The sequence below is a fragment of the Streptomyces sp. NPDC037013 genome (assembly GCF_055607265.1).
In genome coordinates this window covers 14983-38744 of sequence record NZ_JBVJRV010000006.1, presented here as the reverse complement: position 1 = coordinate 38744, position 23762 = coordinate 14983, and the positions used below count along the sequence as shown (strand labels likewise).

18 protein-coding genes, 5 tRNA genes and 1 riboswitch are annotated in these 23762 nt (G+C 72.2%); of the genes, 15 read left to right on the top strand and 8 right to left on the bottom strand.

Annotation, left to right across the window (positions count from 1 at the left end):
- Nucleotides 1–77 precede the first annotated feature (77 nt).
- The 4 genes from ACZ7DY_RS22360 (at nt 78) to ACZ7DY_RS22345 (ending at nt 3364) form a co-directional block, all read left to right on the top strand.
- Nucleotides 78–452 (top strand): hypothetical protein, encoded by a 375-nt coding sequence (locus tag ACZ7DY_RS22360; protein WP_471137789.1) that lies wholly within the window; start codon nt 78–80, stop codon nt 450–452.
- A gap of 63 nt (nt 453–515) precedes the next feature.
- Nucleotides 516–1325, top strand: a complete 810-nt coding sequence (locus ACZ7DY_RS22355; protein ID WP_471137787.1) for a DsbA family protein — start codon at nt 516–518, stop codon at nt 1323–1325.
- Nucleotides 1322–2167, top strand: a complete 846-nt coding sequence (locus ACZ7DY_RS22350) for a cytochrome c biogenesis CcdA family protein (RefSeq protein WP_471137785.1) — start codon at nt 1322–1324, stop codon at nt 2165–2167. The genes ACZ7DY_RS22355 and ACZ7DY_RS22350 overlap by 4 nt, the downstream gene beginning before the upstream one ends.
- A 72-nt stretch (nt 2168–2239) precedes the next feature.
- Nucleotides 2240–3364, top strand: coding sequence for an ABC transporter permease (locus ACZ7DY_RS22345; RefSeq protein ID WP_471137784.1), 1125 nt, complete (start codon nt 2240–2242; stop codon nt 3362–3364).
- Between the two features lie 669 nt (nt 3365–4033).
- Here the strand turns inward: ACZ7DY_RS22345 and ACZ7DY_RS22340 are convergent.
- The 4 genes from ACZ7DY_RS22340 to ACZ7DY_RS22325 all read right to left on the bottom strand — a co-directional run bounded on the left by ACZ7DY_RS22340 (nt 4034) and on the right by ACZ7DY_RS22325 (nt 5951).
- Nucleotides 4034–4107 (bottom strand) — tRNA-Phe (locus tag ACZ7DY_RS22340).
- Nucleotides 4108–4131: 24 nt separating this feature from the next.
- A tRNA-Asp gene (locus tag ACZ7DY_RS22335) sits at nt 4132–4206 on the bottom strand.
- A gap of 39 nt (nt 4207–4245) precedes the next feature.
- A tRNA-Glu gene (locus tag ACZ7DY_RS22330) sits at nt 4246–4318 on the bottom strand.
- A gap of 82 nt (nt 4319–4400) precedes the next feature.
- Nucleotides 4401–5951, bottom strand: coding sequence for a metallophosphoesterase family protein (locus tag ACZ7DY_RS22325; protein ID WP_471137782.1), 1551 nt, complete (start codon nt 5949–5951; stop codon nt 4401–4403).
- Between the two features lie 71 nt (nt 5952–6022).
- On the opposite strand from ACZ7DY_RS22325, the gene ACZ7DY_RS22320 reads away from it, so the two are divergent.
- The 11 genes from ACZ7DY_RS22320 (at nt 6023) to ACZ7DY_RS22270 (ending at nt 17921) form a co-directional block, all read left to right on the top strand.
- A complete protein-coding gene (locus ACZ7DY_RS22320; RefSeq protein WP_471137781.1) occupies nt 6023–6373 on the top strand; it encodes a metallopeptidase family protein in 351 nt (116 codons plus the stop codon).
- A 133-nt stretch (nt 6374–6506) separates the two neighbouring features.
- Nucleotides 6507–7067 (top strand): hypothetical protein, encoded by a 561-nt coding sequence (locus tag ACZ7DY_RS22315; protein ID WP_471137780.1) that lies wholly within the window; start codon nt 6507–6509, stop codon nt 7065–7067.
- Nucleotides 7068–7316: 249 nt separating this feature from the next.
- Nucleotides 7317–9602 carry a DEAD/DEAH box helicase gene (locus ACZ7DY_RS22310; RefSeq protein ID WP_471137779.1) on the top strand — a complete coding sequence of 762 codons (2286 nt, stop codon included), beginning with the start codon at nt 7317–7319 and terminating at the stop codon, nt 9600–9602.
- A gap of 122 nt (nt 9603–9724) precedes the next feature.
- Nucleotides 9725–11281: an amino acid permease gene (locus ACZ7DY_RS22305; protein WP_471137778.1), complete on the top strand. Its 1557-nt coding sequence runs from the start codon at nt 9725–9727 to the stop codon at nt 11279–11281.
- A gap of 75 nt (nt 11282–11356) precedes the next feature.
- Nucleotides 11357–11429, top strand: a tRNA-Lys gene (locus ACZ7DY_RS22300).
- A gap of 160 nt (nt 11430–11589) precedes the next feature.
- Nucleotides 11590–12279, top strand: coding sequence for a GAF and ANTAR domain-containing protein (locus tag ACZ7DY_RS22295; protein ID WP_471137777.1), 690 nt, complete (start codon nt 11590–11592; stop codon nt 12277–12279).
- A 318-nt stretch (nt 12280–12597) separates the two neighbouring features.
- The gene (locus tag ACZ7DY_RS22290) at nt 12598–13938 is read left to right on the top strand and encodes an alginate lyase family protein (RefSeq protein WP_471137775.1); all 1341 of its coding nucleotides are present in this window, start codon (nt 12598–12600) and stop codon (nt 13936–13938) included.
- A 51-nt stretch (nt 13939–13989) separates the two neighbouring features.
- A tRNA-Met gene (locus ACZ7DY_RS22285) sits at nt 13990–14063 on the top strand.
- A gap of 219 nt (nt 14064–14282) precedes the next feature.
- Nucleotides 14283–15425 (top strand): PP2C family protein-serine/threonine phosphatase, encoded by a 1143-nt coding sequence (locus tag ACZ7DY_RS22280; protein WP_471137773.1) that lies wholly within the window; start codon nt 14283–14285, stop codon nt 15423–15425.
- 220 nt (nt 15426–15645) lie between these two features.
- A riboswitch (cyclic di-AMP (ydaO/yuaA leader) is annotated at nt 15646–15808 on the top strand.
- 11 nt (nt 15809–15819) lie between these two features.
- Nucleotides 15820–16899 (top strand): M23 family metallopeptidase, encoded by a 1080-nt coding sequence (locus ACZ7DY_RS22275; RefSeq protein ID WP_471137771.1) that lies wholly within the window; start codon nt 15820–15822, stop codon nt 16897–16899.
- 77 nt (nt 16900–16976) lie between these two features.
- On the top strand, nt 16977–17921 hold the full coding sequence (locus ACZ7DY_RS22270) for an aldo/keto reductase (RefSeq protein ID WP_471137769.1): 945 nt from the start codon (nt 16977–16979) through the stop codon (nt 17919–17921).
- Here the strand turns inward: ACZ7DY_RS22270 and ACZ7DY_RS22265 are convergent.
- From ACZ7DY_RS22265 to ACZ7DY_RS22250, 4 genes are all read right to left on the bottom strand, one after another.
- The gene (locus ACZ7DY_RS22265) at nt 17918–19300 is read right to left on the bottom strand and encodes a PrsW family intramembrane metalloprotease (protein WP_471137767.1); all 1383 of its coding nucleotides are present in this window, start codon (nt 19298–19300) and stop codon (nt 17918–17920) included. The genes ACZ7DY_RS22270 and ACZ7DY_RS22265 overlap by 4 nt on opposite strands.
- 43 nt (nt 19301–19343) lie before the next feature.
- Complete coding sequence (trmB, locus tag ACZ7DY_RS22260; protein ID WP_471137765.1) at nt 19344–20153, bottom strand: tRNA (guanosine(46)-N7)-methyltransferase TrmB; 810 nt, start codon at nt 20151–20153, stop codon at nt 19344–19346.
- Between the two features lie 308 nt (nt 20154–20461).
- Nucleotides 20462–21682, bottom strand: a complete 1221-nt coding sequence (gene lhgO / locus ACZ7DY_RS22255; RefSeq protein WP_471137764.1) for an L-2-hydroxyglutarate oxidase — start codon at nt 21680–21682, stop codon at nt 20462–20464.
- Nucleotides 21683–21954: 272 nt separating this feature from the next.
- Nucleotides 21955–23397 (bottom strand): MFS transporter, encoded by a 1443-nt coding sequence (locus ACZ7DY_RS22250; protein ID WP_471137763.1) that lies wholly within the window; start codon nt 23395–23397, stop codon nt 21955–21957.
- Between the last annotated feature and the right edge of the window lie 365 nt (nt 23398–23762).

The following is a 23762-nucleotide window of genomic DNA, read 5'->3' as shown; positions in this document are numbered from 1 at the left end:
GCTTTTCCCGGGCGGGGGCCTTCTCCGGGCGGGGCGCCTTTTCCCGGTGGGATGGGCCGGCACGTACGATTCCGGGGATGTTGTCCCGTGTGCGTACGCCGTGGTGCCCCCTGGTGGCGGTGCTGCTCGTCGTGCTCGGGGTGTTCTGCGCTCCGGTGTCCGCCGCGCCTGCCGCGTCCGCCGCGTCCGCTGTTCAGGTTCCGGTCGCGCACTCGGCGGTGGGCCACGACGGGCCCGGCTGCGGGAAGGGCACACGGCAGGACAGCGGGGAGCACCCCGCGTCGCCGCCGCGCTCCAGCTCCGCCCACGAACTGCTGCCCGCGCTGTACGAGGCACACGGCGGGGCCGGCTCCTGGGGCGCCGACCAGGCGGTCCTCGACCTGGCCCCCGGGCGCGGCCCGCCGGAGCTCGTGCCGCCGTCGCCGGTCGGCCTCTCTGTCCTGCGCGTGTAGGAGGCCCCTGTCTCAGGGGCCCCTTCAACGACGTACGACAACAGGACAAGAGAGATCGCTCTGATGCCCGAGAACGGCAAGAACAACAGCAAGAACCAGAGCAAGAAGAGCCGCAACATCGCCATCGGCGCGGGCGTCGCCGTCGCCGCGCTGCTGCTCGGCGTCGCCTCGTACACGGCGACCAAGCCGGCGGACCCCGCGCACAGCACCGTGCGGGAGGAGGCCGAGGGCGCCTCCCCCGACGCCGGAGCGCAGGCCGGCGTCTACCCCGAGCTGGAGAAGCTCGCGCGGCGCGACGCCAAGGACCCGCTGGCGCGGGGGCGCGCGGACGCGCCCGTCGTGATGGTCGAGTACGCCGACTTCAAGTGCGGCTTCTGCGGGAAGTTCGCCCGCGACACCGAGCCGGGCCTGGTGAAGAAGTACGTGGACGACGGCACCCTGCGCATCGAATGGCGCAACTTCCCCATCTTCGGCAAGGACTCCGAGCGGGCCGCGCGCGCCGCGTGGGCGGCGGGGCGGCAGGGCCGCTTCTGGCAGTTCCACGAGGCCGCGTACGCCGAGGGGTCCAAGGAGAAGGGCTTCGGCGACGGCCGTCTGAAGGAGCTCGCGCGGGAGGCCGGCGTCAAGGACGTCGACCGGTTCGTGGACGACGCGGGGAGCGACGCGGCGGGGGACGCGGTGCGCAAGGACCAGGAGGAGGCGTACGGGCTGGGCGCCGCGTCGACGCCGTCCTTCCTGATCAACGGCAGGCCCGTCTCCGGCGCGCAGCCGGACGAGGTCTTCCACCAGGCGATCGACGCGGCGGCGAAGAGCGCGAAGGGTGCGAAGAGTGCGGAGGGTGCCGCGGGCGCGGGTGGGGGTGAGGGGAAGTGACCGCCGACGTCGGGTACTTCGCCGCCTTCCTGGGCGGACTCCTCGCCCTCGTCAGCCCGTGCAGCGCCCTGCTGCTGCCGGCCTTCTTCGCCTACTCGATCGACTCCGCCTCGCGCCTCGTCGCACGGACCGGCATCTTCTACGCCGGCCTCGCCACCACCCTGGTGCCGCTCGGCGCGGCCGGTTCCTACGCCGGACGGTTCTTCTTCGGCCACCGCGACCAGCTGGTGCTCGTCGCCGGCTGGCTGATCATCGGGCTCGGGGTGCTCCAGATCCTCGGCATGGGCTTCGCCTCGCGGAAGATGGCGGAGCTCTCGGGGCGCATCCGGCCGACCACCGCGTTCTCCGTGTACGCGCTGGGAGCGGTGTACGGGCTCGCCGGCTTCTGCGCGGGCCCGATCCTCGGCAGCGTCCTGACCGTGGCGGCGGTGAGCGGCAGCCCGGTCTACGGGGGGCTGCTGCTCGCCGTCTACGCCCTCGGGATGGCCGTACCGCTCTTCCTGCTCGCGCTGCTCTGGGAACGGTTCGACCTGGGGCGGCGCAAGTGGCTGCGGGGCCGGACGTTCCGGCTCGGGCGGTTCGAGCTGCACACGACGTCGCTGCTGTCGGGGCTGTTCTTCGTCGCGCTCGGCGCGCTGTTCCTGGCCTACGACGGGACGACGGCGCTGCCCGGGCTGCTCGACGTGGACGACTCGTTCGCGGTGGAGCAGTGGGCGGGCGGCGTGGGCCGCGCGGTACCGGATTCGGTCCTGCTGATCGGCGTCGTGGTGCTGGTGGGGGCGGGGCTGGCGGTACGCGGGTGGCGGAAGCGGGAGAAGTCCGTTTCGTCGACTGCTGAGTGATGTGGGGAAGTAAGAGCTATAAGCGCAGGTACTGGATGGGTCGGATGCTTTTACGTGGTTTAGCGTATTCGTATGCCTGATGAGGAGACGGAGCGAGAGCGGGAGCTGGGACCGGAGCGGGAGCCGGAGTCGCACGGTGCGCATGGTGCGCATGGGCGTGTGCCCAGCCGGAGTGAGCGGTGGGACGCGTTCAAGGAGTCGCCGTTCCTGCCCGCGATCGTGCTGGTGTTCATCCTGGCGGCCGCGGCCGGGCTCTTCGCGGGTTCGTACACGTACTCCATGGCGAACCCGACCCCCCACCACATCCCCACCGCGGTGGTCGACGCGCCGGACTCGGCGCGCGGCAAGGCGTTCCTCGAAGGCATGGAGAAGGCGCTGAACGCGTCGCTGGAGGTGCGGCGGTACGAGAGCCGGGAGGCGGCGCGCCAGGACATGGAGGAACAGAAGGTCTTCGCGATCCTCGACGCGGGGCCGTCCGGGCGTTCCGGGGGCGGGAAGGTGACGCTCGACCTCTCCGGGGCGTCCGGCGCCTCCGTGGCGCAGGTGCTCGCCGAGACCGCGCCGAAGGTCGGCGAGAAGGTCGGGGTCCCGGTGGCGGTGAAGGACATCAATCCGCTGCAGGAGGGCGACCCGCGCGGGCTCGCGATCTTCTACATCTCGCTGGCCGCCGTGATCATCGGCTTCGTCGGGGCGATTCAGCTGAGCGTGCACGCGCGGGGTCTTAACCCGGCGGAACGGATCGGGTTCACCATCCTGTACGCGCTGCTCGGCGCGTTCGTCATCGCGGCCGTCGTGGACTGGTGGCTGGGGGCGGTGGACCTGCCCTTCGTGGAATCCTGGCTGATCCTGGCGCTCACGATGTTCACGTCGGGGATGGTCTTCACGATGTTCAACACGCTGTTCGGGCGGTGGGCGATGATCCCGACGTGGGGGCTGATGGTGCTCCTCGGCAACCCGTCGTCCGGGGGAGCGGTGTCGTGGCCGCTGCTGCCGTCCGTACTCGGCCACATCGGGCAGTGGCTGCCGCCGGGGGCGTCGGTCAACGCGCAGCACACGGCGGTGTACTTCGGCGGCCACCAGCACGCGTTTCCGTTTCTGGTGTTGGCGGGGTGGGCGCTGCTGTCGAGCACGGTGTTCTGGGTATGGCGCCACAGGCACCCGGGCGGCCGAACTTCGACCCCGGCACACGCGAGCTGAGCAACACAGACGACTGAGGTGGGCCGGGGCCCTGCGCTTGGGGCTGGTCTCGGGGTGCGGGGGCGTGCGCGGCTGCATGGTGGCTGGTGTCGCCTCGGGTTGGTCGGCGGGGGCGGGGCGGGGCGGGGTGTGTGCGGCTTCGCTCGGGCTGGTGTCTGCGCCTAGGACTGTTGGCGGGTGCGGGGCCGCGGGGGTATGTGCGTACTCGCTATCCCTGCGCCGCGCTGCACGAACAAAGACGCTAGAGCTGGCTCGGTGCTCCGTGCGCACATACCCCCACGTCCCCTCCCGTCTCGTACGCGAGTGCGCCCCGGTGGAGCCTGGGGCCCCACCCCGGCCGCCCTCCGCCCCACAACACCCCACCCCAGCGGCGCAGGCAAACGCACCCCCACCCGCCCCTACTCCTGCCCTGCGGTGTGGGGAAACGCCCCCCCCACCCGCCCCTACCCCCACCGCACGGCGCGGGGCAACGCCCCCCACCCGCCCCTACTCCAACCCTGCGGTGCGGGGTAAACGGGTGGGTGGGTGGGAAGTATCCGCCGCGCAGCGGCGGGGTTGTTTATCCGCCGCGCAGCGGCGGGGTTGTTTAAGGGGAAGCACCGGTGCGGGGCGCGAGAGGCCGGAAACGGCAGAAGCCCCGCCGGGGGAGCCGGGGGGCTTCTGGAGAGGTGGCTGGGGCCGGGATCGAACCGGCGACCTATCGCTTTTCAGGCGATCGCTCGTACCAACTGAGCTACCCAGCCACGCGATCCGCGAGGAATCGCAAGCGGTCCTGACGGGATTTGAACCCGCGGCCTCCACCTTGACAGGGTGGCGAGCACTCCAAACTGCTCCACAGGACCAAGCATGTTGCGAGAACCAGTCTCGCACATGGTGTTGCGTGCCCCCAACGGGATTCGAACCCGTGCTACCGCCTTGAAAGGGCGGCGTCCTGGGCCACTAGACGATGAGGGCTAAGAGGCCCGCCGTGTGCGCCTTGCAGCGCTTCGGGGACGTGAGAAGCATATGGGATGCGGGGAGCTATCGCCAAAACGGTTTACGGGGAGGGGGCCGATGGCGTCGGCGAGGTGGGCGCACCGGGGCGGTTCTCCTTGGGGAGATGGCGGCTGACCTCCGCCTTCGTCAGGCCGAGCCCGCCCAGTTCGATCTCGTCCCAGGCCTGGAGGCGTTTGCTCGTCCGATCGAGGTAGAGGACGGACGCCTGGACCGGGTCGGGGTACTTGTCGTCGACGGCGCGGAGCCCGCTGCCGCCCGTCGAGCCCTCCACGCGCAGCCGCGTGCCCTGCTCCATGACCTCCATCTCTTGGTGGTGGATGTGGCCCGCGAGGACGAGCGGGACCTCGCCGTCCGTCTCCCGCGCGGCCGTGGGGTCGTGCGTGATGGCCACGTCGACGGGGGTGCCGGCCGCCCGTTCGGCGCGCAGGGCGGAGGCGAGGCGTATGCCCGCCATGTGCTCGACCGCGTCGCCGTCGGTCTTCGCCGAGCGGTCGGGGGTGTACCGCGGGTCGCCGATGCCCGCGAAGCGCAGGCCCGCGACGGTCTCGGCCCTGCCGTCGTCGAGCACGTGGACGTTCTTGAAGCGTTCCAGGTAGCGCTGGGTGGTGTGCGAGTCGTGGTTGCCGCGCACCCACACGTAGGGCGCGCCGAGGTCCCGGATGGGGTCGAGGAAGCCGTTCTCGGTGGCCGAGCCGTGGTCCATGGTGTCGCCGGAGTCGACGATGACGTCGATGTCGTACTGGTCGACGAGGGACGAGATGATCTTCCAGCTGGCCGGGTTGAGGTGGATGTCGGAGACGTGCAGGACCCGCACCGTGGTGGGGTCCGGCTGGTACGCGGGGAGCGTGGACGTCACGTCGTACAGCTTGGTCACGTTGGTGACGAGGCGCGCCAACTCCTGCTGGTAGACGTCGAATTCGCTGACGATGCTGCGGGCGTCGCCGACGACCGAGGGGGCGCTGCTGAGCAGGCCGGAGAATTTCGGCTCCAGGACGGACTTCGGGTTCCAGGTGGCGTACGCGACCGTGCCCGAGGCCGCGAGGAGGGCGAGGGCCAGGCCGCCCGCCGCGAGGGCGCGGCGCGGCCGGCGGTAGACGGCGAGGCCGAGCGCCGTGGCGCCGAAGACGACGGCGACGCAGGAGCGTACGGCGAGGTCGAGCGTGCCGTGCCCGACGTCGCGCGCGATCTCGTCCTGGAGTCCGGAGAGCCGTTCGGGATGGTCGACCAGGGCCTGGGCCCGCACCGGGTCGAGGCGGTCCACGTCGACGTCGAGGCGGAGCGGGGCGGTGTGCGAGCGGAGTTCGAGGGCGCCCAGCGGGGAGACGTCGATCTTCGTGCCGCCGGAGACGGACGGCCGCAGCGTCATGCGGGTGTCCATCGGGCCGACCGGCGCGCGGACGCTGCCGACGACGAGCAGGCCGAGCCAGGCGCCGAGGAGGACGACCGCGATCAGGCCGAGGGCGGACTTGAGCGGGTGGCGCGCGGAGCCGTCGTCGGTGGCGAGGGTGCGGGCGCGGGTGCGGTGGCGGCCTAGGAGGGCGGTGGTCGCCCTGCGTACGCCCCGGGGGACGACGGCGAAGTCGCGGGCCATTGGTCCCGTATGCCCAAGTACGGCGACGGGTATGCCGGGACGGCGGCGGTGAGGTGGCCGACAATGGGGGAGTGCTGGAGATGACGCGCGAGGAGTTCGAGGAACTGGTCGGCGAGGCCCTCGACCGGATTCCGCCGGAATTGACGCGGCTGATGGACAACGTCGCCGTCTTCGTCGAGGACGAGCCGCCCTCGGACGACCCCGAGCTGCTCGGGCTGTACGAGGGGACCCCGCTGACCGACCGCGGCGAGTGGTACGCGGGCGTCCTGCCCGACCGCATCACCGTCTACCGCGGGCCGACGCTGCGGATGTGCGCCTCGCGCGACGAGGTGGTCGCCGAGACGGAGATCACGGTGGTGCACGAGATCGCCCACCACTTCGGCATCGACGACGCCCGGCTGCACGCGCTCGGGTACGGGTGAGCGAGGCCGTCCGCCAGGGTGTGCGGGACGGCGACGGGACGGGCCTTCGGGGGGTTGCCCTCCGTGTCCTCTTGCGGGCCGGGGGAGTTGGGCAGGGCGTCTCGATTCTCAGCGCCTCAGGAGGTGCTCGGCCGTGCGCCAGTTGTACGTTCCCGTCCGTTGGGCCGCGGTCGCGGTGGCCGTAGCGGCGACCGCGGGCTGCATGAGCATCGGCGACGACGGGAAGGGCGCCCCGGGCCCCGACCGGTCCGCGGGGCACCGGAGCGGGGCGGCGGCCCCCGACGGCGGCCCGGTGAAGCACGGCGGTGACGTCGAGGCCGGCGGGGAGCACGGCCGGGAGGGCGGCAAGGGGAAGGGCAAGGGCAAGGGGCACGGGAAGGGGTCGTCCGCGGGTTCGGGCAAGTCCGGGCCGCGCGGCGCGAAGCCCTCGGAGTCGTCCTCGGCGTCCTCCGCGGCGAAACCGACGGAGCAGGGCGGGCCGGGAAGACCCACGCCGACGCGGCCGAAACCGACCGCGACCCGGACGAGCACGGCGCCCACCCCGCCCAGGCCCACGCCGACCCCGACGCCGGATCCGACCACTCCGGAGCCGTCGTCCTCGGCGCACGAGGGGTCGGGGCAGGACGCCCAGCTGCAGCGCAGGGCCGCGCAGATCGAGCAGCGCGAGCCCTCTCCCGAGGCGGGCCCCCAGTAGCTCTCCGGGCGGCCGTGCCGGGGTGCGGGAGGCCTGGAGCCGGGCCCCGGAAAGGGGGCGGTTTGCCATTTGGGGTGGGGGGTGCGTATGGTGGTAGATCGTTTGATCCCATTTGCCCGGCGCCGACACAGAAGAGCGCCGCGTGGCGCGTACTCTCCCTTGCCGTGGCTGACCGCATCGAGGCGGTCCATTGCGAAATCACGGAGTTGACGGGCGCGTGCCGAGACTCCGGAAGGTTTCGCATTTCGCATGTCCATTTTCAGTTCTGACCACGCCGTCCTGCCCGAGAACGAGATCGTCGAGACCGTCGTGAGTGATGCCACAGAGGCCGTCACCGAGACCGTCGAGCCGGTCGAGGTCCCCGAGGCCGCGGACGTCACCGAGGTCACCCCCGACGCCGAGGCCCCCGAGGCCGACGCCGACGCCGAGCCCGGTCTCACCTTCGGCGACCTCGGTCTGCCCGAGGGCATCGTCCGCAAGCTCGCCCAGAACGGCGTCACCTCGCCCTTCCCGATCCAGGCCGCGACCATCCCGGACGCCCTGGCCGGCAAGGACATCCTCGGCCGTGGCCGCACCGGCTCCGGCAAGACCCTCTCGTTCGGTCTGCCGATGCTGGCGACGCTGGCCGCCGAGGGCCGCACCGAGAAGAAGAAGCCCCGCGGCGTCATCCTCACCCCGACCCGTGAGCTCGCGATGCAGGTCGCGGACGCCCTCCAGCCCTACGGCGACGTGCTCGGCCTGAAGATGAAGGTCGTCTGCGGCGGTACGTCGATGGGCAACCAGATCTACGCCCTGGAGCGCGGCGTCGACATCCTCGTCGCCACCCCGGGCCGCCTGCGCGACATCATCAACCGCGGCGCCTGCTCGCTGGAGAACACCCAGATCGCGGTGCTCGACGAGGCCGACCAGATGTCCGACCTGGGCTTCCTGCCCGAGGTCACGGAGCTGCTCGACAAGGTCCCGGCCGGTGGCCAGCGGATGCTGTTCTCGGCCACCATGGAGAACGAGATCTCCACGCTGGTCAAGCGCTACCTGACCGACCCGGTGACGCACGAGGTCGACAGCGCCCAGGGCAACGTCACGACCATGTCGCACCACATCCTGATCGTGAAGCCCCGCGACAAGGCGCCGGTCACCGCCGCCATCGCCGCGCGCAAGGGCCGCACCATCATCTTCGTCCGCACCCAGCTGGGCGCCGACCGCATCGCCGAGCAGCTCTGCGACTCCGGTGTGAAGGCCGACGCGCTGCACGGCGGCATGACGCAGGGTGCCCGCACCCGCGTGCTCGAGGACTTCAAGAAGGGCTACGTCAACGCCCTCGTCGCCACCGACGTCGCCGCCCGCGGCATTCACGTCGACGGCATCGACCTGGTCCTGAACGTGGACCCGGCCGGCGACCACAAGGACTACCTGCACCGCTCCGGCCGCACCGCGCGCGCCGGCCGCTCCGGCACGGTCGTCTCCCTCTCGCTGCCGCACCAGCGCCGCCAGATCTTCCGCCTCATGGAGGACGCCGGCGTCGACGCCAGCCGCCACATCATCAACGGCGGCGGCACCTTCGAGCCGGAGGTCGCCGAGATCACCGGCGCCCGCTCCATGACCGAGGTGCAGGCCGACTCCGCGGGCAACGCCGCGACCCAGGCCGAGCGTGAGGTCAAGGAGCTCACCAAGGAGCTGGAGCGCGCCCAGCGCCGCGCCGCCGAGCTGCGCGAGGAGGCCGACCGCCTCACCGCGCGTGCCGCCCGCGAGCGCGGCGAGGATCCGGAGACCGCGGTGGCCGAGGCCGCCGCTGCCGCCGAGGCCGTCGTCGAGGCCGCCGTCTCCGTCCCGGAGCAGCCCGTGGCCGAGCGTCCGGTCCGCGACGACCGTTCCTCCTCGTACGAGAACCGCCGTCCGCAGCGTGACGAGCGGGGCAACTACGAGCGCCGCGACAACCGCGGTGGCGGCTTCAACCGCGACCGTCGTGACGACAGCCGTGGCGGCGACAACCGTGGCGGTGGCTTCCGCCGCGACGAGCGCCGTGACGACCGCGGTGGCCGTTCCTTCGAGCGCCGCGACGACCGCGGCGGCGACCGTGGCGGCTTCCGCCGTGACGACAACCGCGGTGGCGGCTTCAACCGCGACAGCCGTGGCGGCGACAACCGTGGCGGCGACAACCGTGGCGGTGGCTTCCGCCGCGACGAGCGCCGTGACGACCGCGGCGGCCGTTCCTTCGAGCGCCGCGACGACCGCGGCGGCGACCGTGGCGGTGACCGTGGTGGCTTCCGCCGCGACGACAACCGCGGTGGCGGCTTCCGCCGTGACGACAACCGTGGCAGCGGCTTCCGCCGGGACGACCGCCCCTCCGGCGGCCACCGCGGCAGCGACCGCCCCTTCAACCGTGACCGCCGCGACGACCGCCCCTCCGGCGGCTTCCGCTCCGGCGGCCACGACCGCCCGTCGTACAACCGCCGCGACGACCGCCCGGGCACCGGCTCCGGCACGGGCTCCTTCGGCCGCCGCGACGACAAGCCGCGCTGGAAGCGCAACGGCTGACGGCACTGACGCATAGGCATGTGGCCCCCACCCGCTACGGGTGGGGGCCACTGCTGTGTCCGGGCCATCTTGTGGCCGCCCGCGGCGCATGCCGGGTCGCCGCCGAGGGAATCGCTGGGGGCATGACAAGTGACCCGAGTGAATGGAAACAGCCACCGCAGCCGGCGCCCGGTTCCGATGAGGAGCGGCTTGCTCAGCTCGGTTATACGCAGGTGCTCGCCCGTCGGATGTCGGCGTTCTCCAACTACGCCGTCTCGTTCACGATCATCTCGGTCCTGTCCGGGTGCCTGACCATGTACCTGTTCGGGATGAACACCGGCGGCCCCGCCCTGATCACCTGGGGATGGGTCGGGGTCGGCCTGATGACGCTCTTCGTCGGGCTCGCCATGGCGGAGATCTGCTCCGCGTACCCGACCTCTGCCGGTCTCTACTTCTGGGCGCACCGTCTGGCGCCCGCCCGTTCGGCCGCGGCCTGGGCGTGGTTCACGGGCTGGTTCAACGTCCTCGGGCAGGTCGCCGTCACCGCGGGCATCGACTTCGGCGCGGCGTCCTTCCTGGGCGCGTACCTGAACCTCCAGTTCGACTTCCGGGTCACCGAGGAGCGCACGATCCTGCTCTTCGCCGCGATCCTCGTCCTGCACGGCCTGCTCAACACCTTCGGCGTGCGCATCGTCGGGCTGCTCAACAGCGTCAGCGTGTGGTGGCACGTGGCCGGCGTCGCCGTCATCGTCGGCGCGCTCGCCTTCTCCCCCGACTCCCACCAGTCCGCGTCCTTCGTCTTCACCGAGTTCGTGAACAACACGGGGTGGGGCAGCGGCCTGTACGTCGCCCTCATCGGCCTGCTCATGGCGCAGTACACCTTTACCGGCTACGACGCTTCCGCCCACATGACCGAGGAGACCCACGACGCCTCGACCGCCGGCCCCAAGGGCATCGTCCGGGCCATCTGGACGTCCTGGGTGGCCGGGTTCGTGCTGCTCCTCGGCTTCACCTTCGCCATCCAGTCGTACGAGGGCGCCCGCGGGTCGGCGACCGGCGCGCCGCCCGCCCAGATCCTCCTCGACGCGCTCGGCGCCACCTCCGGCAAGCTGCTCCTGCTCGTCGTGATCGGCGCCCAGCTCTTCTGCGGCATGGCGTCGGTGACCGCCAACTCCCGCATGATCTACGCCTTCTCGCGGGACGGCGCGCTGCCCTTCTCGCACATCTGGCACACGGTCAGCCCGCGCACCAGGACCCCGGTCGCTGCGGTGTGGCTGGCCGCGCTCGGCGCGCTGGTGCTCGGCCTGCCGTATCTGATCAACGTCACGGCGTACGCGGCGGTGACCTCGATCGCCGTCATCGGGCTCTACATCGCCTACGTCGTCCCGACCCTGCTGCGGCTGCGGAAGGGCGAGGCGTTCGAACGCGGGCCCTGGCATCTGGGCCGCTGGTCGCGTCCGGTCGGCATCGTGGCGGTGGCGTGGGTCGGCGTGATCACGGTCCTGTTCATGCTGCCGCAGGTCTCGCCGGTCACGTGGGAGACGTTCAACTACGCCCCGATCGCGGTGCTCGTCGTCCTCGGCTTCGCGGCGATCTGGTGGCTGGCCTCGGCCAGGCACTGGTTCCTCAACCCGGAACACGCGCGCACGCGGGCCCGCGACGCCGCCCGCGCGACACGTCCGGAACCCCTCGATCCGTAACCGCGCCGGCCCTCGACGGCGATACCCGATCGGAAGGCGGGGCCCGTCCCGCTATGCTCGGGGGTGCACCGCCGAGGACCGTTAGCTCAATTGGCAGAGCAGTGGACTTTTAATCCATTGGTTGTGGGTTCGAGTCCCACACGGTCTACCCGCTCAGGCCCAGGCCGGACGAGATCCGATCTGGGCCTGTGGTGTGTTCCGGCGCTTTCGTGCTCCTTGCGGGGACCCTGTGTGCGAAGACGGGGGCCGCGGGGGCGTGCGCGTGGCAGGCTGGCGGGCGAGGCCGGGCAGGGGAGGGGCGGGTACTCATGGACTGGCGTCGGTTCGCGTTGCAGATGGCGTCGTTGGCGCGGGATCTCCTGGCGCAGGAGTCCGTGGAGGCCACGCTGCGCCAGATCACCACCTCCGCCGTCGAGCTGGTCGACGGCTGCGACGCCGCCGGGATCCTCGTCCTGCGGGGGAAGAGCGTGGCGACGCTGGCGGCCACCGAGCAACTCGTCGTCGACAGCGACCGGTTGCAGGAGAAGCTCGGCGAAGGGCCCTGTTTCGACGCGGCCCGCAGGTCGACGGGGGAGCGGGTGTTCCGCATCGCCGACCTCACCGGTGAGCAGCCCCGCTGGCCCGCGTACGCCCCTCGCGTCCGCGAGCTCGGCGTGGGCAGCATGATGGGGTTCCTCCTCTTCACCGAGGACGAGGACCTCGGCGCCCTCAACCTCTACTCCTGTCGTACGGGGGCGTTCACGGAGGCCAGCGAGGTGGCCGGCTGGCTGCTCGCCTCGCATGCCGCCGTCGCCTTCTCCAGCGCCCGCGGCCACGCCCAGCTCGAACAGGCGGTCGCCACCCGGCACACCATCGGCGAGGCCATGGGCATCCTCATGGGCAGCCACCGCATCACCGAGGACGACGCCTTCGACGTGCTGCGGCGCTTCTCGCAGGAGAACAACATGAAGCTGCGTGACGTGGCGCGGCAGGTCTGCGAGCGGGGCGGCATCACCTAGCCGTACCGGTGCTCCGGGCGCGCGGACACACCGGTGCCCGGGGCCCCGCACGGGTCTCGCGCGGCTCCCCCGGCTCTTTGCTGAACCGGAGGAACCTGGCCCGGCCAGCCCTCTAGAGGATCGCCGCTGAACCAGGGCCTGCCTCCCAGGTCCCCAGCCCCGCGCGCCTCAATCGGCGCATACGGCGTGCGCAAAAAGAGCACGCCGTGCGCGGGGGAGTGCGAGCGTCGCCCGGACGGCGTAGTCCGGCCATGCGCGGGCCCGCACTCCGGGCCAGGCTGAACTGCCAGGGCAGTGGGCCCGACCCGGAGGTGCAGCATGGCCGCAGCCGTACGTGGAGACAGTCCGGCCGCCCCTGTACGTGGAGACAGTTCGGCCGCCCCCGTACGCGGAGACAGGCCGGCCGCCCCCGTACGCGGAGACAGGCCGGCCGCCCCCGTACGCGGAAAGCGGCGGCGCGTCCTCGTCCTCCTCCTCGCGCCCCTCCTCGTGGCCCTCGCCGCGGCGTGCGGCGGCGGTTCCGGCGGGTCGGACACCCGTACGGCCGCGGCCCGCCCCCTCGACCTCGCGTTCACCCACCCCGGCGTCCTGGTCGGCAAGGAACAGCTCGACCGGGCCCGCGCGCACGTCCGGGCCCGTGAGCAGCCCTGGCTGAAGGCGTTCGAACAGATGCGGGGCAGCAGGTTCGCGGCCGATGACTACCGGGCCACTCCGTACGCCGTCGTCGAGTGCCCGCCCGACACCCGCCCCGGCCGGGGCTGCGTCGAAGAGCGCGAGGACGCCCTGGCCGCGTACACCCAGGCCCTGCTCTGGAACATCACCGGTGACCGCGCGCACGCCGAGAAGGCCGTGCAGATCATGGACGCCTGGTCGAAGGTGATCACCGGCCACACCGAGGCCAACGCCGGGCTGCAGACCGCCTGGGCCGCCTCGTCCTGGGCGCGGGCCGCCGAGGCCGTGCGCTACACGTACGACGGGTGGGACGACGGCGCGCTGCTGCGCTTCGAACGGATGCTGCGCAACGCCTACTTGCCGCAGGTCAGGGACGGTTCCGCCGACTTCAACGGCAACTGGGACCTGGTGATGGCCGATGCCACCATGTCGATGGCCGTCTTCCTCGACGACCACGCGACGTTCGAGAAGGCCGTGCACCACTTCAGGACCCGCGTGCCCGCCTACTTCTATCTGGAGTCGGACGGGAAGCTGCCCGTCTCCCCGGAGGGCAGCGGCATCGACACCGCGGCCGAGCTGAAGAAGTACTGGTTCGGGCAGGACACCTTCACCGACGGGATCTCCCAGGAGACCTGCCGCAACTTCAAGCACGCGAGCTACTCCCTCGCCGCCGCCGCGCACATGGCGGAGACCGCCCGGCACCAGGGCGTCGACCTGTACGGGGAGGCCAAGGAGCGGCTGCGGGCCGCCTTCGAGTTCCACGCCAGGTACCAGCTGGGCGAGAAGGCGCCCCCGTGGCTGTGCGGCGGCACCGTCCGGCGCGACATGGGGCCCGACACGGAGGTCGGCCTGAACCACCTGCACGGCCGGCTGCACCTGGAGATGCCGTACACCGAGAAGTACACCGAGCAGCGGCGCCCGGAGGGCACGGACGGCCTCTTCGTGGCCTGGGAGACGCTCACGCACGCGGGCGAGGCCGCGCCCTGACGGAAGTGGTTCGACGCACCCCTTCGCATGGCGTACTGTTGGGTTCACCGACGCGGGGTGGAGCAGCTCGGTAGCTCGCTGGGCTCATAACCCAGAGGTCGCAGGTTCAAATCCTGTCCCCGCTACTGAAGGCCCAGGGCCGGGAAGCATCAGCTTCCCGGCCCTGGGTGTTTTTCACGCCGTGTTTTCCATGCCGTGTTTTCCATGCCGTGTCTTCGTGTCGGTGTCTTCGTGTCACGCCCGCCGGGTAACCCGGTCGGCCCGCACCAGGTCGCATCCGCTCCCCGCCGGGGGAACCCTGAGTGGAGCGCGGTGATGGGCGCGGAGGCGGCGGGAGACGAGCGGTGGGGCAGCGAGGCGGATGCGGTGCCAGGGGTGCCACCGCGCACGAGAAGGCCTTCGTACGGTCCCTGCCCCTGCTGCTGCTCGTCCTCGGCGTCGCATACGACGTGTCGACCCCGCCCGACTTCACCGCGGCTCCCCTCTACACCGCCGCCCCGCTGATCGCCGCCCCCTTCTACTCGCTGCTGAGCACCGTCCTGACCGGCGCCGCGGCCACCGGTGCCGTCCTCTTCCTGCACTTCGGCAACGCGGTCGGCAGCCATGTCGAGGCCGTCACCGAGGTGATCACCGTGGTGACCGTCGCCGCCCTCGCCATCGTCATCAACCGCGTCGTGCGGCGCGGCAACGACCGGCTCGCCAACGCCCGCTCCATCGCCGAGACGACCCAGCGCGCCGTGCTGCCCGAACCCGACCCGCGGATCGGCGGCCTCGACATCGCTGCGCGGTACGAGGCCGCGCAGGCCGACGCGTTCATCGGGGGCGACCTGTACGCCGTGCAGGACACCCCGCACGGGGTGCGGCTCATCGTCGGCGACGTGCGGGGCAAGGGCATGGGCGCGGTCGCGGCGGTCGCCGTCGTCATCGGCGCCTTCCGGGAGGCCGCCGAGCAGGAGACCACCCTGGAGGCGGTGGCCCAGCGCCTGGAGCGGGCCCTCGCGCGCGAGGGCACCCGGCGCGACGGTCTGGACGCCTTCGAGGGGTTCACCACCGCCGTCCTCGCCGAGATCCGGCACGCCGACGGCGGCGTACGGCTGATCAACCGGGGGCATCCGCCGCCGCTGCTGCTGCGCGGGGACGGGCGGCTGTGCGTCCTGACGGCGACCGAGCCCGCGCTCCCGCTCGGCATGGGCGAGCTGGGCGTCTGGCCGGACCGGGCGGACGAGACGGAGTTCCCGCCGGGCGCGACGCTGCTCTTCTACACGGACGGGTTGTCGGAGGCCCGGGACGCGGAGGGCACGTTCTACGACCCTGCGACCCGGCTCGGCGGGCGGATCTTCCCGGGGCGGGGCGGTCCGCGCGCGCTGCTCGCCGCGCTCGCCGAGGAGGTGCGGCGGCACACCGGGGGCCGGATGACCGACGACATGGCGCTGCTCGCCGTGCGGCGGCCCGTCGCCGGGGATCCGGACGTCACCACCGGTGACTGAAGTTCACCGTTCCGCAGGGCAACTGACATCCTGTCAAGGGAATGTGAAGTTCCGGTGCGGACCAAGGTGGGTCAACTCGCCCCGTTCCGGCACCCCGTGTCCCGATACGTACAGGCGATCAGCGTTAACGATCAACCGGAACGGCTTGGAATACCGACCCGCTGTCTATTAACGTTCGATAACGCAGCGCGGTCGTCCCAGCCGTCACTAGAGGCGGCTCCGTGCGCACGCGCCTAATCCCGCAAGGGAGCCGGGGAACCACCAACTTGGGGTGAATCGGGCATCTGCGCCTCATGCATCCGTGCATCCGCGCCAGGCGCCCGTAGGAGACCTTCCTGCTCCGAACCCGTCAGCTAACCCGGTAGGCGAGAAGGAAGGAAAGGAGTGCGCCCCAGTGGCGTCCAACCGGCCTGCCCCCCAAGCCGTGTACATACCGAATGACGACGACTTCGGTCCGTACGACGAGGGCTCCTTCGACGAGTGGAACCCCACCGAGGAGTCCGTCCGTCCCGTCCGCGGCAGGCACCGTGTGCACAAGAAGGCCGGTGGCGGCCTCGCCCGCAGCTCCACCGTGCTCGGCGTGGGCGTCATCGCGGCCGTCGGCGCGGGCGGCATGGCCACCGCGCAGGACGGCAAGCCGCCGGTCGCCATATCCATGCCGGACCTGCCGGGCGTGGGCACCGTCGCGGACTCGCTGCCGGACGCCGAATCCCTGCCGGGCGTCGGCTCGTTGCTGGCCGGCGACACGGCGGAGGCCGCTCCGTCCGTCGCCGCCGCGACGCCGCTCACCGCGGCCGGCGTGAGCACCGCCGACGCCGAACAGGGCACCACCGACGCGGGCGAGGCACTGCGCGCCCGCATCATGCGGCAGGCCGAGAACCAGCAGCACCAGGCGGACTCCGCCGTACGCACCGCCGCCGAGGACGCCGCCGTCAAGAAGGCCGCCGACGAGGCCGCCGCGCAGCAGAAGGCCGCCGAGCGGAAGGCGGACGCCAAGGCCGCCGCCGAGAAGAAGAAGCAGGAGGAGGCCCGCAAGGCCAAGGCCGAGGCCGCGCGCCTTGCCAAGCTCGCCAAGAGTTACGCCATCCCGACCTCCTCGTACACGCTCACCTCGCACTTCGGCGACGCCGGGTCCATGTGGTCCTCGGGCCACCACACCGGCCTGGACTTCGCCGCTCCCACGGGTACCCCGCTCAAGGCCGTGCACACCGGCACCGTCAAGGAGGCCGGCTGGGCGGGCGCGTACGGCTACCGCACCGTGCTCGAACTCGAGGACGGCACGGAGGTCTGGTACTGCCACCAGTCCTCGCTCAACGTCAGCGCGGGCCAGAAGGTCAGCACGGGCGACGTCATCGGCCGCGTCGGCGCGACCGGCAACGTCACCGGGCCGCACCTCCACCTGGAGGTCCACACCCCCGACGGCACCGGGATCGACCCGCTGGGCTGGCTCCAGAGCAAGGGGCTCAACCCCTGAGCACTGTCCGCGAGGGTTTGACGGTTCCTTGAAGTGCGGGACGGAATTCGGTTTCCGTCCCGGACGTTGCGGAACGTATGACTTCTCTTCGCCGACTCGGCTCTTCCGACCTCGAGGTGTTCCCCCTCTCCCTCGGCGGCAACGTCTTCGGCTGGACCGCCGACCGCACGGCGTCCTTCGACGTCCTCGACGCCTACACCGCCGCGGGCGGCAACTTCATCGACACCGCCGACGTCTACTCGGCCTGGGTGGAGGGCAACGAGGGCGGTGAGTCCGAGACCCTCATCGGCGAGTGGCTGGCCCGGCGCGGCAACCGCTCCGACGTCGTCGTCGCCACGAAGGTCGGCGCGCACCCCGACTTCAAGGGCCTCTCCCCGGCCACGATCAAGGGCGGCGTCGACGCCTCCCTGCGCCGTCTCGGCACCGACTGCATCGACCTGTACTACACGCACTACGACGACCCGTCGGTCCCCGTAGAGGAGATCATCGGCGCCCTCGACGGGCTGGTGCGGGACGGCAAGGTACGGGCGATCGCCGCCTCCAACATCACCCCCGAACGGCTCCAGGAGTCCCTCGACTTCTCCGACCGCGAGGGCCTCGCGCGCTACGTCGCCCTGCAGCCGCACTACAACCTCGTCTCCCGCGACACCTACGAGGGCCCGCTCCAGGAGGTCGCCTCGCGCTCCGGCCTCGCGGCCGTCCCCTACTACGCGCTCGCCTCCGGTTTCCTCACCGGCAAGTACCGCCCGGGCGCGCAGGTGCAGAGCGCGCGCAGCGGAGGCGTCGAGAAGTACGTGGGCAGCGAGCGCGGCAACCGTGTCCTCGCCGCGCTCGACGAGATCGCCGGGGAGCGGGGCGCCGAGGTCGCGACCGTGGCGCTCGCCTGGCTTGCGGCCCAGCCCACCGTCGCGGCGCCGATCGCCTCCGCGCGCACGGTCGAACAGCTGCCGGCGCTGCTCGCGGTGGGCGACCTCGAGCTGACGGAGGCGGAGGTCGCGCGCCTGACGGCGGCGTCCGCCTAGGAGCGGTAGGGGTTGGTCTCGTACGCGCCCGGACGGCCGTACCCGTACCCGTATGCGTGTCCGTACGCCGGGTACGGCTGCGGCGGGTGGGGGAAGCCGTGGGCGACGGGCGCGTACGGGACGTAGGGGGTGTACGGGGCGTACGGCATGGGGCGCGGGGGTGGTGCCGTCGCGCCCGCCGCGTAGGCCAGGGCGGGCCGGGACGGACCGCGGCGCTCCCAGAGCTCTTCGAGGAGCTCCCGCTCGCGTACGACGAAGTCGGCGCCGGCCCGGCCGCGGCGCCCGCGGTGGCGCAGGAACGCCAGCGACGTCGCGTACATCTGGTACTCCGCGACCGTGCGGGCCGCGGCCTTGCCCCAGGTGTACGAGGCGTAGTCGCGGGCCAGTGAGCGGGCGCGCATCGAGCCGAGCGCGTACGGCTCGGGCGGCGTGAGCCAGCCCGCCGCCGCGTACACGGGCAGCTCGGCGCGGATCATGCGCAGCTCGCGCTGCCGGGTCCAGACCGCCAGCCAGGTCAGCAGGCCGAACGCCGGGAGCATGAAGGCCGCGTACACGGTGAAGAAGCCGTACTGCCCGAAGACCGCCGAGCCGTTCCACAGCGCGTGCATGCCCATCGCGAGCAGCAGCCCGGCGAGCGGGAGCAGCACCCGGCGCAGATGCTGGCGCTCGGCGGCGAACGCGGCGAAACCGAAGCCGATGCCGGTCAGGACCGTGAACAGCGGGTGGGCGAACGGCGACATGACGACCCGCACGAAGAAGGTCGCGGCCGTCACGGAGGCCAGGCCGCTCTCGCGGCTGAGCTGGTCGGTGACGAAGGCGTTGCCCAGATAGAGGATGTTCTCGGTGAACGCGAAGCCGGTCGCGGTCACCCCCGCTATGACGACGCCGTCGACGAGCCCCGTGAAGTCACGTCTGCGGAAGAGGAAGACGAGCAGCACGGCCGCGGCCTTCGCGCTCTCCTCGACGATCGGGGCGATGACGGTCGCGCCGAGGGTGTCGGCGCTGCCGGGGTCGGCGGTGGCGGTGGCTATCCAGCGGATCGCGAAACTGTTCGCGACGATCGCTATGAGGGCGGCCGCGCAGGCGCCCCAGGAGAAGGAGAAGAGCAGATTCCGCCAGGGGCCCGGCGCCACCCGGTCCAGCCAGCGGAAGGCGGCGACGAGCAGCGGCACGGGCACGGTCGCGAGGCCGAGCCCGACCAGGAACCCCTCGGTGCCGGTCTGCTCCCGCACCAGGGCGAGGATCACCAGCCCCGAGAGGGCGAGCAGCGTGACGAGCGCGGCTCCGCGTATCGCGCGCCGCTGCCACCAGCGGACGCGGCGCAGCTCCCCCGGGGCGGGCGCCTCGGGGGGTATCGGATACGGAGGACTCGTGGCCACGTCGTTGACCCTAACGAGGGATGACGACGGCCGCGACGGTGCCTCACGCCTCGCGGCGGCCGGTCCTCTCGAACAGGAGGTCGTGGACGACGTGGCCCTTGGTCAGGCCCTGACCCTCGAAGCGCGTGAGGGGCCGGAAGTCGGGGCGCGGGGCGTATCCGCCGTCGGCCTGCGTGTTCTCGAAATCGGGGTGCGCGGTGAGCACCTCAAGCATCTGCTCCGCGTACGGCTCCCAGTCGGTCGCGCAGTGCAGCAGCGCGCCGGGCTTGAGGGAGGGCGCGGCCAGCGTCAGGAACTCCGGCTGGATCAGGCGGCGCTTGTGGTGGCGGGCCTTGGGCCAGGGGTCGGGGAAGTAGACGCGCAGCCCGTCGAGCGAAGCGGGCGGGAGCATCTCGCGGAGCAGGATGATCGCGTCGCCGTTGGCCACGCGGACGTTGGTGAGGCCGTTGCGCTCGGCGAGGGCGAGGAGGTTGCCCTGGCCGGGGGTGTGCACGTCGACCGCGAGGATGCAGGTGTCCGGGTCGGCGGCGGCCATCTGCGCGGTGGCCTCGCCCATGCCGAAGCCGATCTCCAGGACGACGGGCTTGTCGGACGACTTCCCGCCGTCCCCGAAGAGCTCCGCGAGATCCAGCGTGCCCATCCCGTCGATGTCCAGGCCCCACGTGGGCCACAACCGCCGCAGCGCGTCCTCCTGCCCGGCGGTCACCCGGCTGCGCCGGGGCTGGAAACTACGGATCCGCCGCTCATGGTGCGAGCCGGCGGGATCGGGCGAGGGCCCCCCGGGAAACCGCGGCACGGCCTGCGGCCGCCCGGACGACCGTGGGGCTTCGGGGGTATGGGATGACTCAGACACAGTGCAGCAATTTTACCGGCCTACGGGGGCTCCTCGGGGAGACCGAGAGCGGAGGGGGCAGGGGCGCGGGGAACTGCGCACGGTCGGCCGGTGTGCGGCGACTGGGCGGACGGGGTTGGCGGTGGTGCGGGGGGTGTGTTTTCAGGGGCGCGGGGAACTGCGCACGGTCGGCAGGGGTGGGGTTACTGGACGGACGGGGGGCGGTGTTTTCAGGGGCGCGGGGAACTGCGCACAGTGGGCCGGGTGGGGTTACTGGACGGACGAGGGCGACTGCGTGCCCAGCCACGACGGCCCGTCAGCCGAAAAACTCAGCCCCCCACCCCCCGAAGCGCCCCAAGCGCACGCCGAGCAACCTCCCTCCCAATAGGGAGAGACGCCGTCGCGGCAGGCGAGGGCGCGTTCAGCACGTGAACGGTCCGCGCCCCCTCCCGGATCAGAAAGTCGTCGACCAACGTCCCGTCCCGCAGCACCGCCTGCGCCCGCACCCCCGCGGCCGCGGGCACCAGGTCCTCGGGCCCGACCGCCGGCAGCAGCCTCCGCACCGCCTCCGTGAACGCGGACTTGGAGACGGAACGGCGCAGCTCCCCCGCCCCGTACCGCCAGTGGCGGCGGGCCATGTGCCAGGAACCGGGCCAGCCGAGCGTCCCGGCGAGCTCGCGGGGCCGGACGACCGACCAGGCATATCCCTCGCGGGCCAGCGCCGGAACGGCGTTCGGCCCCACGTGGACGCCGCCGCCGATGCCCCGGGTGAGGTGGACGCCGAGGAACGGGAAGGCCGGGTCCGGCACGGGATAGACGAGGCCGCGCACCAGCTCGGGCCGGGCCAGGTCGAAGTACTCCCCCCGGAACGGGACGATCCGCATGGCCGGGTCGTCCCCGCTGAGCCGGGCGACCGCGTCGCAGTGCAGCCCCGCGCAGTTCACCAGGACCTGGCCGCGCACGATCGTGCCGTCGGCGGTGCGGACCGCCACGCCGCGGTCGGGGCGCCGGTCGATGTGGACGACGTCCCCGCCCGCCCCGTAGCGGATGTCGGCTCCGGAGGCTTCGGCCAGGTGTCTCGCCACCGCGCCGTAGTCACAGATGCCCGTCGTCCCCACGTGGATGGCGGCCAGGCCGCGGACCTCCGGCTCGTACTCGGTGATCTGCGCGGGGCCGAGCTCGCGGACCGGGATGCCGTTCTCCCGGCCGCGCTGGACGAGGGCGTGCAGGCGCGGAAGCTCCGCGCGCTCGGTGGCGACGATCAGCTTGCCGGTGACCTCGTGCGCGATGTCGTATTCCGCGCAGAACTTGATCATCTCGGCGGCGCCGCGGACCGCGTACCTCGCCTTGAGGGAGCCCGGGCGGTAGTAGATCCCGCTGTGGATCACGCCGCTGTTGCGCCCCGTCTGGTGGCGGGCGGGGCCCGGCTCCTTCTCGAGGACGGTGACCCGGGTGCCGGGGGCGGTGCGCGTGAGGGCATACGCCGTCGCGAGCCCGACGATCCCCCCGCCGATCACCAGCACGTCGCAGTCGTACGCGACCTTCTTCACCGCGCCTCACCTCCCACCACAGATACTGCCCTGCGCCACTGACAACGCCGCCAAACCTGGGACGCCGGATCAACCCCCACCGCTCCGCGCGGGTTCATCCGCCCCCACCCACCCGTTCACCACCCGCGCCGGCAGACAGGGCGCAGCCCGAGAGGCCTGAGCAACCCGGGGGACCCGGGCAACCCTGCGGCCGCCCCGCCGCCCTCAGCGGCTGTCCAAGAACCCCGCCCCCGAAAACCCGCCCCCAAGACCCACCCCCCGAACCCGCGCCCCTACGCCGGGGCCACCAGCAACGGTCGCGCCCGCTCGCGCAGCTCCACCACCCGGGGCTCGTCCCCATACGGCTCCAGGCGGTGCAGCAGATCCTTCACGTACTCCGTGGTCCGCGCGGAGGAGATCCGTCCGGCGACCTCGAGCGCCCGCGTCCCCTGCTCGCAGGCCGCGTCGAGGTTCCCCGACTCCAGCTCGGCGACGGCCGACACCACGAGGCGTAAGCCGTGCGAGCGCACGAACTCCTCGGTGGGGCGGGACAGCGCCTGTTCCGTGAAGCGCCGCACCTGCCGGGGCGCCTTCAGGTCGCGGTAGCACTCGGCGGCGTCCGCGGCGAAGCGGTCGTAGGAGTAGAAGCCGAGCCAGCTGGGGTCGTTGTCGCCGTCGCGGGCCCGCTCCAGCCAGCCCTCGGCGGCCCGCAGCGCCGCCCCCGCCGCCTGCGCGTCATTGGCACGCGCGTGTGCCCGCGCCTCGACGAGCCGGAAGAAGCTCATGGTGCGGGCGGTGGCCAGGCCCCTGTTCCGCTCCAGGGCGGCCTGCGCGAGGTCGACCCCTTCGTCCCCGAAGCCGCGGTAGGTGGCCTGGAGGGACATGGAGGCCAGGACGTATCCCCCCAGGGGCACGTCCGCCGCCGCGCGCGCGAGCCGCAGCGCCTGGATGTAGTAGCGCTGGGCGGCCTCCTGCTGGCCCGTGTCGAAGGCCATCCACCCGGCGAGGCGCGTCAGCTCGGCCGACGCCCCGAAGAGGGCCCGGCCGACCTCGTCGGAGTACGAGCCGAGCAGCAGCGGCGCCGCCTCGACCCGCAGGCACTCCGGGACCATCGAGGAACGCCAGTCGCCGCCCCCGTACTTGGAGTCCCAGCGGCGGGCGTCCTCGGCGGCCTCCCGCAGCTTCAGGACGTCGCTGTGGCCGACCTTCATGGGCGCGCCGTCGTCGGCGTGCGCGAGGTCGCGTGCGGCCTCGCGGGAGACGTCGCGCGCCACGGAGCTGTCGGCCGGGGTTATGAGCCAGCGCGAGGCGGGCGTGGCGTAGGCGCTGACCGCGAAGGAGCCGGCCAGCGACTGCCAGATGCCGCCGCCCGCGCGGCGGCCGGCCAGATCGAGGCGGTACAGCTCGGTCGCGGACTTCACCGCGGCCCCCACGTCGCGCGGGAAGGCGAGGCCCACCTCGGGCGCGGGGTCGGCGTCGGCCAGGCCGATCTCGTGCAGCGGTACGGGGCGGCCGAGCTTCTGCCCGATGGCCGCCGCGATCAGATGGGGCGCGGCGCCCTGGGGCACCATGCCCTTGGAGACCCAGCGGGCCACCGATGTCTTGTCGTAACGGAGCGTCAACCCGCGTTGTGCGCCGAGGTCGTTGACCCGGCGGGCGAGTCCCGCATTGCTGATTCCCGCGAGGGCGAGAACGGTGCCGAGCTTTTCGTTCGGCCCGCGTTGCTCCCTGGACATGCGCCACCCCTCGACACAGACGGCTGCCGGGCAGTGGCTGGACCGCTCGGCATTCGTGCTGGGTTCCCCCGGGGGCAGCGGCACCCCTGGCCGTGAGCGCCGTGGCATGGGCCACGGGCACCCTGACCCGGGCCGGTGCGCACCGCGGTCCGGGCGTGGTGCCCGGGCCCCCGTGCGCGGTGGCCGGAATGGCGGCCGCAAGAGCGTTTGGCCGATCCTCCAGGTATATGCCTCCGCGAAAACATCAGCACACACAGCGTAGTTCGCCGCATCCCAAGCGTTAAGAGGCGCAGTTCCGGATGGCGAGATTGTTGCCCGTACGGAAGCGCGTCGATGCCTCGGCGTGCTCCCGTCGTGTGGCCGTG

What these genes read in the sequence shown, in the direction of transcription:
- ACZ7DY_RS22345 (WP_471137784.1), top strand. Translation starts at nt 2,240, where the DNA reads ATGCCTGATGAGGAGACGGAGCGAGAGCGGGAGCTGGGACCGGAGCGG.
- ACZ7DY_RS22295 (WP_471137777.1), top strand. Translation starts at nt 11,590, where the DNA reads ATGGACTGGCGTCGGTTCGCGTTGCAGATGGCGTCGTTGGCGCGGGAT.
- ACZ7DY_RS22360 (WP_471137789.1), top strand. Translation starts at nt 78, where the DNA reads ATGTTGTCCCGTGTGCGTACGCCGTGGTGCCCCCTGGTGGCGGTGCTG.
- ACZ7DY_RS22290 (WP_471137775.1), top strand. Translation starts at nt 12,598, where the DNA reads ATGGCCGCAGCCGTACGTGGAGACAGTCCGGCCGCCCCTGTACGTGGA.
- ACZ7DY_RS22355 (WP_471137787.1), top strand. Translation starts at nt 516, where the DNA reads ATGCCCGAGAACGGCAAGAACAACAGCAAGAACCAGAGCAAGAAGAGC.
- ACZ7DY_RS22325 (WP_471137782.1), bottom strand. Translation starts at nt 5,951, where the DNA reads ATGGCCCGCGACTTCGCCGTCGTCCCCCGGGGCGTACGCAGGGCGACC.
- ACZ7DY_RS22250 (WP_471137763.1), bottom strand. Translation starts at nt 23,397, where the DNA reads ATGTCCAGGGAGCAACGCGGGCCGAACGAAAAGCTCGGCACCGTTCTC.
- ACZ7DY_RS22310 (WP_471137779.1), top strand. Translation starts at nt 7,317, where the DNA reads ATGTCCATTTTCAGTTCTGACCACGCCGTCCTGCCCGAGAACGAGATC.
- ACZ7DY_RS22305 (WP_471137778.1), top strand. Translation starts at nt 9,725, where the DNA reads ATGACAAGTGACCCGAGTGAATGGAAACAGCCACCGCAGCCGGCGCCC.
- ACZ7DY_RS22270 (WP_471137769.1), top strand. Translation starts at nt 16,977, where the DNA reads ATGACTTCTCTTCGCCGACTCGGCTCTTCCGACCTCGAGGTGTTCCCC.